General features: G+C 53.3%; 11 protein-coding genes. 10 read left to right on the top strand and 1 reads right to left on the bottom strand.

Annotation, left to right across the window (positions count from 1 at the left end; all coding sequences use genetic code 11):
- Nucleotides 1–30 precede the first annotated feature (30 nt).
- Nucleotides 31–2,181, bottom strand: a complete 2,151-nt coding sequence (locus CIG75_RS14170) for an S-layer homology domain-containing protein (protein ID WP_172844462.1) — start codon at nt 2,179–2,181, stop codon at nt 31–33.
- 126 nt (nt 2,182–2,307) lie between these two features.
- On the opposite strand from CIG75_RS14170, the gene CIG75_RS14165 reads away from it, so the two are divergent.
- The 10 genes from CIG75_RS14165 (at nt 2,308) to CIG75_RS14120 (ending at nt 12,365) form a co-directional block, all read left to right on the top strand.
- Complete coding sequence (locus CIG75_RS14165) at nt 2,308–2,781, top strand: hypothetical protein (RefSeq protein ID WP_094237232.1); 474 nt, start codon at nt 2,308–2,310, stop codon at nt 2,779–2,781.
- A gap of 14 nt (nt 2,782–2,795) precedes the next feature.
- On the top strand, nt 2,796–3,554 hold the full coding sequence (locus tag CIG75_RS14160) for an alpha/beta hydrolase family protein (protein WP_094237231.1): 759 nt from the start codon (nt 2,796–2,798) through the stop codon (nt 3,552–3,554).
- Nucleotides 3,555–3,852: 298 nt separating this feature from the next.
- Entirely contained in the window at nt 3,853–4,434 is a 582-nt protein-coding gene (locus CIG75_RS14155; RefSeq protein WP_094237230.1) for an anthranilate synthase component II, read from the top strand.
- Complete coding sequence (locus CIG75_RS14150; RefSeq protein WP_094237229.1) at nt 4,431–5,894, top strand: anthranilate synthase component I family protein; 1,464 nt, start codon at nt 4,431–4,433, stop codon at nt 5,892–5,894. Before CIG75_RS14155 ends, CIG75_RS14150 begins: the two co-directional genes overlap by 4 nt.
- Before the next feature lie 52 nt (nt 5,895–5,946).
- Entirely contained in the window at nt 5,947–6,399 is a 453-nt protein-coding gene (locus CIG75_RS14145; protein WP_094237228.1) for a L,D-transpeptidase, read from the top strand.
- 179 nt (nt 6,400–6,578) lie between these two features.
- Nucleotides 6,579–8,138 carry an LCP family protein gene (locus CIG75_RS14140; protein WP_094237227.1) on the top strand — a complete coding sequence of 520 codons (1,560 nt, stop codon included), beginning with the start codon at nt 6,579–6,581 and terminating at the stop codon, nt 8,136–8,138.
- Between the two features lie 124 nt (nt 8,139–8,262).
- Complete coding sequence (locus CIG75_RS14135) at nt 8,263–8,661, top strand: hypothetical protein (RefSeq protein WP_094237226.1); 399 nt, start codon at nt 8,263–8,265, stop codon at nt 8,659–8,661.
- 97 nt (nt 8,662–8,758) lie between these two features.
- Complete coding sequence (locus CIG75_RS14130) at nt 8,759–10,147, top strand: MurT ligase domain-containing protein (RefSeq protein WP_094237225.1); 1,389 nt, start codon at nt 8,759–8,761, stop codon at nt 10,145–10,147.
- A complete protein-coding gene (locus tag CIG75_RS14125; protein ID WP_094237224.1) occupies nt 10,116–10,850 on the top strand; it encodes a type 1 glutamine amidotransferase in 735 nt (244 codons plus the stop codon). The genes CIG75_RS14130 and CIG75_RS14125 overlap by 32 nt, the downstream gene beginning before the upstream one ends.
- A gap of 261 nt (nt 10,851–11,111) precedes the next feature.
- Nucleotides 11,112–12,365 (top strand): MFS transporter, encoded by a 1,254-nt coding sequence (locus CIG75_RS14120; RefSeq protein ID WP_094237223.1) that lies wholly within the window; start codon nt 11,112–11,114, stop codon nt 12,363–12,365.
- Nucleotides 12,366–12,378: the final 13 nt, after the last annotated feature.

Here is a 12,378-nt window from a genome sequence, read left to right as displayed (position 1 = left end):
CCCTTTTGCCTTGCCACCCGCTGGGTGGATTTAATTGATAAACTTGACCGTTTTGAGCATGCGGTACAGCATATCGGCCGCCATGGCGCGGTCGGCCGGTTTTGTCGCATTGAATGTGTTGAAAGTAGGTCCGGTCAGGATGTTCTCTTCGATGCACAGGGCGATCGGAGCCAGCGCGTAGGCGAACAGACCGTCGCTGTTGGGCAACTGCATCAGATGCTCAGTCTGTTGCTCGCTGCTCAGCGTTTTGGTGAATTCTGCATAGCGCAGGGCGGTGGTGACCATCGTCGCCATCTCTTGTGCGGTGATCAAATCCTCTGGGGCAAAGATGCCGCCGCCGCGCCCGCTTAGCAACTGGGCTTGATAAGCGGTGTTGACGACACTGCTGTACCATTTGTCGGTCGTCACGTCGGTGAATGCGGAAACGGCCGAAGTGTCTTCTTTGATTCCCAGCGCTTTGACCAGCATCGCAGCAAATTGTGCGCGGGTCACCGTCGCTTGCGGGCGGAAGGTGTTGTCTTCAAAGCCTTGAATCACCGATTTGGCAGCCAGTGATTCGATCGATTCCTTCGCGTAGTGACCGGAAAGCACGTCGGGGAACCCGATCTGCTTTTTCTTTACGGCAAACGTTGCGGTGCCACGATAGCGGAAAGATGCTGAGATGTTGCCGTCCGCGTTTTGGCGGAACAAAGTCGGTACAGGTTCGAACGTATCGGTCAGACGTACGCCGGACAGCGTTTTCAGATCGGACGATTTCGCGCCTGGAACGGGAATGGTTAAGGTCAGGTAGGACTTGCTGTCCACAATGCTTACCGCCTGTTTGTTCTTGTCTACCAGGCTCAAGGAGAGTTGGAGCGGAATCGTCTCATACTCGGACGGACGGGCGGCTGCCGTCTGCTTCAGATCAACCTGTACCGTATAGTCGGCGAGGTTCAAGGAGCGGGCATGCGCCATGTCAGCGATCTCCTGCACGGGCAAGGTCAGTTCGCCAATGCTGGTGTGGATGCGCAGTTTGGCCGATGACGAGTTGGACAGCAATTGCAAAGCGAGTTGGCCCTGTACCTGCACGGAGAGATCAGAGCTATCGACTTTAACAGGCACGAGCATGCTGGTAAAGCTCTTGTCGGCCACCAGTTCGGCGAGCACTGTATCGCGCTCCACCTGCAGGTCGGTATGCACCGCATAATCGGTGGTGACGGTGGTTGCTGTCAACTTGTCCTGTGGCACGACATAGAGATTGTCTTCAATAAAGTATTGGATGGACGCGGACGAAGCGGAGTCTTCGGAGGAGCTGTTGTTCGCTCCGAGCGTTTGAATGCGGATGTAATAGTTGCCTGTCGAGCGAATCAAACTGCTCACGTCGACCTGTGTGCTATCTTTAGGTGCTTGCAGAAAACCGACGATCGCGTTGATGCCTGCGGAATAGACGGAGATGCGGTAGCCGTTGTTGCCTTCGACCCCGTTCCAAGTGGCGATGCGTTTTTCGGTCAGGGCAAGCGTAGTCGGAGCGGTCAGGCGCAAGGCAGGTTTGAGCTCCACCGCATTGGAGGCGTTTGACTCGGCTGAATCCTCCATCGTAGCGGCATCTCCTTTGGCGAGCAACTTGACATAGTAATTGCCAAGCGCCGGGATCAGTGGAGAAATGTCGGCGCTGGTCGAGTCTTTATTCAGCAGTCTGCTGCCGACGAGCGTATTGCTCGGCGCATGATAGACGCTGAGCAGATAACCGTTGTTCGTACCTGTGGGCCATGTGACCAGACCTTCAGAAGTAAGCGTGGGCTGGGCCGGAGCTGGCAAGGTCATTTTAATGGAAACGGTCAGCGTGTTTGAACGGGCCGACTCTGCCGAGTTGGTGTACGTGAACGAGTTGCCAAGCGCGGTCACGCGGGCATAGTAGGTTCCGTTTTGCATCAGCAGATCGTTTAGTGCATACTTGGCTGTTCCGTTGTAAACATTGCGTTCACCGATCAGTTTGTCAGTCACAGCTTCATACACTTTTACAGAATATCCCGATGCATTTGCGACCGTCTTCCAAGTGACGGTGCGGTCGGGCTGTAACAGGACGTCTGTCGGGGCGGTTAGCTTGGTTGCCGCAAACGCAGACTCGGTGGTTGCCAGCGGCATGACCGGAGCTGTTACAAGCAGCGCGGCAAGCAGAGCGGAGAGCTTTTTCGGTTTCATAGGTATCCAATTCCTCCATATCCTTTTCTGCCCAGTTCCCATTCGACAAAGTGGTGTAAAATCCTGCACTTTACGGCAAAGGTTGTTATAATGAATCGATGAGAAACTATCATGAGGTGACCTGACATGAGCCTTTTAACGCAAGTGATCGAGTCGTTCAAGTCTCAGTCCCTAAAGGGAATTTTACATAAGATGCTTCAGGCTCAGGACTGTCACTTTGAGCAGGATAAATGGTTGGGGGAAGCGGGCGGAAAAGCAGATCTGTACATCGAGGGAGATGACGTGATCTATCTGGTGAAGACGATCGAGACGTATCAGGTTCAAGCGCTTTGTGCTGAGGTGGTTGAGGAAGTGGCCAAGGCAAGAAAGCATCTGTTGACCCGAACGTACAAACGAGTCGTGCCCGTGTTGATCATCGGGCAATACGCGCAGAGCCGTGCGTTTCTGGAAGCCGGGTATAAAAATCAGGCGCTGATCGTGCACGGTCCGATTGAGGAATGTGCTGACCAACTCGAATTTATTCTGCAACATCAGGTGATTCCGACCTATCACCTTTCGGTGAGCAGTCGGGATTCGGAGGGCCAATTTTTCAGAATCTAAGGGAGGTTGTTACGATGCAACAGGCGATTACGTTGGACTATCAAGGTAAGATTTTGCGTGGGATGGAGCACGTGCCGGAACAGGAAGCGGGCCAGCGCCTCCCAGCGGTCATTTTGTACCATGGATTTACAGGGACGAAATTGGAGCCTCATCGGATGTTTTTGAAAATTTGCCGCCGTTTGGAGGCGCTGGGTATCGCCTGCTTCCGCTATGATTTTCTGGGCAGCGGGGAGAGTGACGGCAATTTTGAAGAGATGACGGTGAGCGGTGAGATTGCCGAAGCAGGGGCGATTTTGGATGCGGTCAAAGCGGACCCGCGCATCGACCCGGAGCGCGTGATCCTGCTTGGTATGAGCATGGGGGGTCTTGTCGCATCCGTTCTTGCTGGCGAACGGCCGCACGATGTGCACAAACTTGTACTGCTCGCACCTGCCGGGGAGATGTATGCGCTGGTTCGCGAGGTCGTGGACGGAGTGTTGGCGATCCCTGATTTGCAACTGTATGATTATAACGGCAACCTGATCGGGCGTTCGTTTGCAGAAGATGTGAAAACGCTGAACGTGTTGCAACGAGCAAAAGGCTTTTCAGGCGATGTGATGATGATCCACGGCACCAAAGATCCGACCGTGCCGTACCAAGTCTCGTTGGATTATCAGGAAGTCGCTTATGGCGGGCGGGCACTGTTGCATCTGATCGAAGGGGCTGACCACACGTTCAACAAAACGTCGTGGGAGCAAGATGTGATCGGAAAAATTTGCGATTTTTTGCGCTAAGCGGTGCGTATGGTCGCACAACGCTTTCTTGACAAAGTAAAGCGGGCGTATGTATCATGTGGGATAGAGATGATTAGTGATTTTTGAATTGTTGAGTGCTGAGTTTTAGTTGAGAGTGATTTTAGAACGAGACATCCAGAGTGAGAGCAGAGTAAGACCAGTAGAGAGTAGCGGAGGCCAGATGAGCGGAGAATGGGTGTCGTATGTCTACCATACGGGAACCTGCAACCGGCTGCGCCTTCGCGCGTCCGGTTTTTTTGATTTTGAGCCTATGAACAGACAGAGGAGCTGAGCTGAGATGATCGTCGTGATCGACAACTATGATTCATTTACGTATAACATTGTGCAGTATTTGCAGGAGTTAGGCGCAGACGTTTTCGTGAAGCGCAATGATGAGATCACCGTGGAGGAGATCGAGGAGTTGAATCCGACACATCTGTTGATCTCACCAGGGCCGTGCACCCCGAATGAAGCGGGAATCTCGCTGGCCGCAATCGGCCATTTTGCCGGAAAGATCCCAGTGCTTGGCGTGTGCCTCGGACATCAGTCGATCGGGCAGGTGTTCGGTGGCAAGGTCGTGAAAGCTGAAAAGATGATGCACGGTAAGACGTCTCAGGTTCGCCACAACGGGGAAGGGATCTTTGAGGGTGTTCCGAACCCGTTCACCGCAACTCGCTATCATTCGTTGGTAGTGGAAAAAAGTTCGTTCCCGCCTGATCTGGAGATCATTGCTGAATCGGATGACGGTGAAATCATGGCGTTGCGACACCGCCGATTCGATGTGACAGGCTTGCAATTTCACCCGGAATCGATCTTGACCGAAGGCGGCATGATGATGTTGCAAAACTTCGTGACTGGCAGAACGGGGGTGCTGGTATGAGCCGGATGATCGGTGTACGGACTCATCAGAAGACTTACCCGCGCATTTGTGAATCGTTCGAAGTGTTTCAGGCGTTGACTCAGACGCATGGAGCAGATCAGGCCTTTTTGCTCGATTCGATCAAAGATATTTACTCACGATACTGCCAGTCGAGCATCGCGCTGTTCCCCGTGCTGACCGTCAAAGTGAAGGGACGCCGCTTTGCACTTGAAGGAAATTCGCAATTGACCGACCTGATCGAGGATAATCTCACTGCGGATGGAACTGAGCTTTCCAATTTTACAGGCAATGTTTCCATCCTGCTGGACGGGGTGATCAAGTCGTTCGATCTGCATGACCGAGAAACGATGGGCAAGTATGCGTTTGGCTTTGTCGGTCATCTGTCCTACGATGCGATCCGCTACTTTGAAAACATCCCAAAGACGACGGTGGATGACCGAGGGATGGATGATATTCGCTTGCAGGTGCACCAGGTGATCCTGCAGTTTGAGCGCGACATCATCAATGTGATCATCAATGAGATTGAGGGGCTACCTACCCCTTCGTTTGAAGAGATCGAGGCGTTTCTGCAACCGTATGCTGAGCCGGAATTTGAAGGATATGATCCAGCGTTTTTGCGCGTGGAAGAGGATGTGCAGGAAGCTGAATACATCAAGCGCGTCGAGGCGTGCAAAGAATACATTCGGGAAGGTGACATCTTCCAAGTCGTGCTCTCGAAGCGCAACCGCGTCATCGGAAAGATCGACACGATGCAGGTCTACTACCGTTTGAAGCAAGTCAATCCGTCGCCTTATATGTATTATGTCGATTATGGCGATTACAAGATCTTTGGTACCTCGCCAGAAATGCAGATTCGTTTGGAACAAGGTGTGGCCCAGATGCGGCCGATCGCGGGCACTTCAAAAGGCAAAGGCAAGCGGCCAGAGGAAAATGTGCAGTTGATCGAACGGCTGCGCAATGACGAAAAAGAGCGTGCTGAACATCTGATGCTGATCGATCTTTGCCGTAACGATTTGGGCCGCGTCTGTGTGCCAGGGTCGATCTATGTGAAAGATTTCATGGTGATCGAAGAGTATTCACATGTGTACCATATGGTTTCGACGGTGGAGGGGCGGGTCGATTCGGAGCGCAGCCTGTTTGACATCTTCTTGGCCACATTCCCAGCTGGGACCTTGACGGGTACGCCAAAAGTGCGAGCGATGGAAGTGATCGACGAGCTGGAGGACTTCGACCGTGGGGCGTATGGTGGAGTGCTCGGTTTCATCGATTTCCTGGGCAATATGAACACGGCGATCGTCATCCGTACCATCATTCATCAGGATGACGTGTCGTACTTCCAAGCGGGGGCAGGCATCGTGGCCGATTCGAATACACAGCAAGAATGGAATGAGTGTGATCACAAGCTGCGCGCGCTGGTTTCTACCTTGATGCAGATAGAAGAAGTGCCTTCTCGCAAGTAGCGGATAAAAGGAAAACCGATCGGGAAGCGTATGCACACAGGGGGTGAGAGGAATGAATCTCCGAAGTGCGTTCCTGATCGGTTTCTTTTTGTTGAGCGGAGTGACGAGCCTGCCCGCGAGCGATTCCTACATACGGATCGACAAGTCGGAAAACAAACTGACCTACTATTATTTCAACGTGCCGCTGCGCTCATTTCCTGTCGCGACGGGGAGGTTGAAAGAAGACACACCGATCGGTACCTACGGCGTAGTGATGATGGTCAAAAACCCGTGGTACCTCAAGACAAACATCGCCGGCGGTTCCCCAGACAATCCGCTGGGTGTACGGTGGATCGGACTGGATGTTCCGGGTACGGACGGTTCAAAATATGGCATCCATGGAACCAATCGTCCAGAATTGATCGGTTCTCACGTCTCGGCCGGATGTGTGCGCATGAAAAACACAGACGTCACGTGGCTGTACGACCATGTACATCCTGGCACCTTAGTAGAAATCGTCGATTGAACTTCTGCTAGACAGCCGCGCGGTTCTTTCGCTAAAGTAGAAGAGAAATCTAGCGCATTGCGAACAGGTTCTTATTATACTTGTACGAGTTTTGTAACAAAAGACGATAGATTGGTATGATATAATCGTTGCATCTTTCTTTTTTTTACAATTCGCACAGTAGAGAGGTTTGGATATAGATGGAGAGCAGAAAAGACAAGCATCGAAAGACCAAGGTCAAGCCGCCTACGCCTCCGGACGGAAAAAAGCCGCGTTTTTGGAAAACGAAGAAGTTTAAATGGACGGCGTCGATCCTCGCGGTGCTGTTGTTGACGATCATCGGTGTGTACGCGTATTACATCGGTAGCTTTATCAACGATATTCAGCAGGGCCATCAGAATCCGGAGCAAAAGCTAGTCGAAGTCGAAACATGGAGCGGAACCGATCCGGTCAACATCGTATTGCTTGGTGTCGATAACCGAGACAACGATCCGAACCCACGCTCGGACAGCATTGTGTTGGTCACGATCGACCCAAAGACGAAAAAAGCAAAAGTCATGTCGGTCATGCGCGATTTGTGGTATAAAATTCCCGACGATTACGGGTATGAAAAGATCAACGCGGCGCATGCGCTGGGTGGGCCTGATCTGACGATTCGGACCTTGAAAGACATGCTTCAGATCCCGATTCACTATTATGCAAAAACGGACTTCCAAGGGTTTATCGGCATCGTCGATGCGGTCGGCGGTGTGGAGCTCGATGTGGAGAAGCCGCTGCATTATGCGGATGACGGTGTTTACGACATTCACCTTGATCAGGGACTGCAATTGCTGGACGGCAAAAAGGCACTGATGTATGTGCGTTTCCGGCATGACGCATTGTCCGACTTTGCCCGTACCGAGCGCCAACGCAAATTTATGGTGGCGTTGGCCGATAAGATGGCCACCCCGTCCACGCTGCTCAAGATCCCGAAAATTCTCGATGCGATCAAACCGTATCTGGAGACGAACATCACCAGTGGCGACATGTTGAAACTGGCACGACTGGCGTTGGAAGTGGATTCGTCGAAGATCGAGACCTTGCAGGTGCCGCCGCCCGATACGTTTAAGAGCGGTTGGGCTGGGGGCGGTCAGTCGGTGCTCTTGCCTAATGTTTACGAGTTGCGCAAAGCGGTCTATCAGTTCTTAGAACTTGATGTCACCAAGCTCAAGGAAGACACAGACTCACAGCCGCAGGAATACTATCAGCCTGATCCGGTGGTGCCGGCCAATCCGAATGTCCAACCGGACACGCCAGAAGTGCCAGTCGATCCTGAGAAGATCAACCCGCTGCCGAACGGAGGCAATGCGCCTGGCGGAACGACGCAGCCGGGTGGAGGAACGACGCAGCCGGGTGGAGGTACAACCACGCCGGGCGGAGGAACGACGACGCCGGGCGGAGGAACGACCACACCGGGTGGAGGAACGACCACGCCAGGTGGAGGAACGACGACGCCGGGTGGAGGAACTACGACGCCGGGCGGAGGAACGACGACGCCGGGCGGAGGAACGACCACACCGGGCGGAGGAACGACCACACCAGGCGGAGGAACGACGACGCCGGGTGGAGGAACGACGACGCCGGGTGGAGGAACAACCCCGCCGGGCGGAGGAACGACGCAGCCGGGTGGAGGAACAACCCCGCCGAGCGGAGGGGGCACGGCGTTGCCCGGAACGGTGTTGCCGGGCGGTGCAGGTATCACCATTCCCCAAAGTTCATAAGCGCATGAGTCCCTCTTGTGTAGACAGTAGGAAGCGAACAACCTACCTGTCATCTGCAAGGGGGTCTTTTTTGTAGCATCGGCTCATAAAATCATGGCATCAACCAATGAAGGAGAGGAAGCCGATGGATGATGTGCTTCGCTTTCTCGGTGTGATGGCCGCACTGTCTGCCTCTGCGCAGACGATGACACAGCAACTCCGCAAGCGCCTGAACTGGTTAAACACCAAGCGTACAGACGAAGACTCAGGAAATGAATTGATCCGGGTGGCCGAAGGAAAATTGCACGCCAACGTGCATCTGGTCTGCGGGGTGAACGGCTTCATCCTCGCAGCGTTAGGAAACATCCATCCGCTCTCCTATCTGGGTCTGCAACCGATCTGGGCACAAAGCAATTTGCCACTGCTGACCAATCTGATCGACTATTTGTGTGCCGGGGTGTTGGTGGCGTATGGCGGGCCGTGGTTTCATGAAGTATTAGGAATCGTGCGGGAATACAAGAAGAGCTTGCGAGGGACGCCCTGAGCGGTGGCCTCGCTTCTTTTTTTTTCGGGGGAACAGGTGTATCATGTAGGGATGAAAGATTGATTCTAGAGTACTTAACGTAATAGGAGGAATCGCTTTGTACGGCCTACGGTTCCACACGGCGGTATTTGCCGCGAAGATGACGAAGAAATTACTTACGCTCACGGGCCGCAAAGGGACGACGCTGCCAGGGCAGATCGCACTGCGCATTTGTCCTGATCTGCTTGCCGTATACGGCAAAATCCTCGGTCAGCGCACCGTTTTTATCACCGGCACGAACGGCAAGACGACGACGAGCAACCTGCTCGTTCATTTCTTGCGCGAAGACGGACGGAACGTGATCTCCAATAGCTTAGGGGCGAACCTCATTCAAGGGATCGCCAGCACGCTGGTAGAAGGTGTCGATCTGGCCGATTACCATGACCAAGCGGTTGTGCTGGAAGTCGATGAAGCGACGATCGGCAACGTGATCGCTCATCTGCAGCCGAAAGCGGTGGTAGTGACCAACTTTTTCCGCGACCAGATGGACCGCTATGGTGAACTGGACACGGTGGTCGAGATGGTCGGGAGCGCATTGAAAAAAGCTCCGAACAATACGACGGTGATCCTCAACGCGGACGACCCGCTGGTCACATCGATCGCACCCGAGGGCAAACAGGTGGTCTACTACGGCATCGAGTCCAGCCAGTTTGATGCCACATCTCATTCGGAAGTGCGCGACGGCAAGTTCTGTCGCAAATGTGGTAGCAACTTGCAGTACAGCTTGTACCACTACGGTCAGCTCGGCTTTTATGACTGTCCGTCCTGTGAGTTTACCCGCCCGACTCCGGCTGTGGTGGCGGAGGATGTCAAGTTGCTTCAGGAAGGGATTCAGTTTAATGTAGGCTCGGTGACAGGCTTTATCAACTCGCCTGCGCTATACAACGTTTACAACGCGTTATCTGCGATTACGGCCTCCACCGTGTTCGGCGTGCAGGACGAAGTGTTGGTGCGCGAAATGGGCTATATGAAAACGCAACTCGGCCGCATGGAACGCATGACGGCTGCCAACGGTCGCAACCTGATGCTGACCTTGGTCAAAAACCCGACCGGGTTCAACGAAGTGCTGAAAGTGGTCGAACATGAAACGCGCCCCGTCGAGCTGGTGATCATCTTGAACGACCGCTATGCGGACGGCACCGATGTGTCGTGGATTTGGGATACGAATATTGAACGCCTGCATCAATTGGCCGACCTGCGTCGCATCTACTGCTCGGGAACGCGGGCAGAAGACTTCGCGATTCGTCTGCGCTATGCAGACCTTGGCAACATCACCGAGCTGGTTGAAGGTGATATCGCCTCGGTGGAACAGGCTTTGCGCGATCTGCCAGACGGTCATATGCTCTACATTCTGTCCACCTATACCTCGCTGTACAACATTCGCGACCATCTGCTGAACCAAGGAGGTAAGGAATATGCACCTGAAAATCGCGCATCTGTATCCTGACCTGCTCGACCTATACAGTGACCGCGGCAACGTGATCATCCTGCAAAAGCGCGTCGAGTGGCGCGGCCTGCGTGCGACTGTCGATGAGATCACGGTAGGCCATGAGCCGGACCTCTCCGAGTACGATATTCTCGTGTTGGGCGGCGGAATGGACCGCGAACAGGGCATCGTGGCCGAAGATTTGCAAAAGCGGCGCGAAAATCTGCAACAGGCAGTCGAGAAAGGCACGGTGATCTTGGCGATTTGCGGCGGCTATCAACTGCTCGGAAACTACTTTGAAACGGCAGGTGGTCAACGCATTCCCGGTATTGGCCTGCTCGACATTGAAACGGTTGGCGCGAAAGTGCGAATGGTCGGAAATGTGGTTGCGGAGATGGAGATCGAGGGTGTGAAGACGAACATCATCGGATATGAAAATCACTCCGGCAAAACGTATCTCGGCAAAAATGTACAACCGATGATGAAAGTGATCAAAGGCTATGGGAACAGCGGGGAAGATAAGTTCGAAGGTGTGCGCCAAGGCTCAGTGTTCGGCACCTACCTGCACGGTCCGCTGTTGGCGAAAAACCCAACGTTGGCCGACTACTTGATCACGTTAGCATTGCGGCGAAAGGATCTGTCGGTGCGACTTGATCAACTGGAAGATGGTCTGGAAGCGCGGACGCAACAAAAGCTGTACAAGCGGTTGGTCGAGTCGCGCTAAACATGCAAAAAATCGACTTCCGTGTGAAAAAGCTGTTCGAGCCTATGGGTTCGAACAGCTTTATTTGTGCTTCACATTTGTGATTGAAGTGAATTATAATGGAGTTTATTACGAACAAGGAGGAGTTATGATATGACAATCAACAATCCGGTATTTGAGGTAGTAGGCAAGTAACCTCCGAAAACAGGATGAACTGAAGATCATGTCCTGATTTTCGGAGGATTGATGTGAATCGTTCCGAAAACAGGAGGAATATTTTGTATGAATGAATTGCAGAGGCGCTCAGGAGCAGATCATAATATCAAGATTGTCTTTTGGGCTACGTTGTTTGGCAGTGTCAATTTTCTCGAACCGATCCTGACCTTGTTTTATTTTGAGCGGGGTTTATCTGAGGCTGGCGTGCTCTGGATGACGCTGAGCTGGTGTTTGGCCGTCATGATTTTTGAGGTGCCGACAGGAACGATCGCTGACCGCTATGGAGCGAAGGTGTCATTTCTCATCGGCACTTTGATCGGGATGAGCAGTACGGTTGTGCTGTTTTTCGCAGACAGCCTGCTCTTATTCTGTTTGGCAAATGTGTTGAGCGGGTTGGCGGTGACGTTCTTTTCTGGGGCGGAAGAGGCTTTGGTATATGAATCGCTGAAAGAAGAAGGCCGTGCCGATGAGATGAGCGGCGTGATGGGCAAGATCTCGTCGGCCATTTACGTGCCGGCGATCGCTGCCACTCTGTTCGGGGCATTTTGGGCGCGCGACCTGGCGGAAGATCAGTTTCGCTTGTTGATCCTGTTGGGATTGGCGGCGCAGGCAGTGCGATTGTTTCTGGTGTTGCGTGTTGTCAATCCCAAGCAGGAAGATAGCTTCCGTGAGAATCCGTTCCAGCATGTGAAAAACGGACTCTATGTGATCAAAAAGACGCCTGACCTCATCAAGCTGTTCTTGAATTTTACAGTGGTGTTCATCCCGTCGGTCGCAGTATTTGGTAAGTTTGAGCAGCCGTATTTGAACCACTCGGGCCTGCCTGTCGAGTGGCTGGGCGTACTGTATGCGGTCGGATCGGCATGTGCCTTATTCTTGTCGCGTCGTCTCGACTGGTTGACGGCACGTTTTTCCCATGTGACCCTGCTGCGGGTGACGGGAATCGGCTCCTTTCTGATGGTGCTGACAGCAACGTTTGTGCAGGACAGCTTAGCTGTGGCGCTGACGGTATACGGAGTGCTCAGGATCTCCCGCACCTTGCGTTACCCGTTGTACTCGCACTTGGCGAACGGCTACATTCCGTCAGGCAGTCGGGCGACGACACTGTCCCTGTTGTCGATTGTCGATTCGTTCTTCGACCTGCTCATCATCGGAGGAGTGGCCTTGATCGCAACATTTGGGTTAGGCGCGACGACGTCGTCCTCGATGACGGTGATCTTTGGGGTCTGTGCGTTCGTGATTCTGCTTGGCAACTTGGCACCCGTTCGGGTGGCGAAAAAGGAGACGCAGTTGGAGTCTCGCATAGATGTAGCGCCATAAAGAAAAGTCCTGT

This window comes from Tumebacillus algifaecis (genome assembly GCF_002243515.1).
Lineage (GTDB): Bacteria > Bacillota > Bacilli > Tumebacillales > Tumebacillaceae > Tumebacillus_A > Tumebacillus_A algifaecis.
The sequence above is the reverse complement of the archived record's forward strand: the minus strand, read 5'-3'. Positions and strand labels throughout refer to the sequence as shown.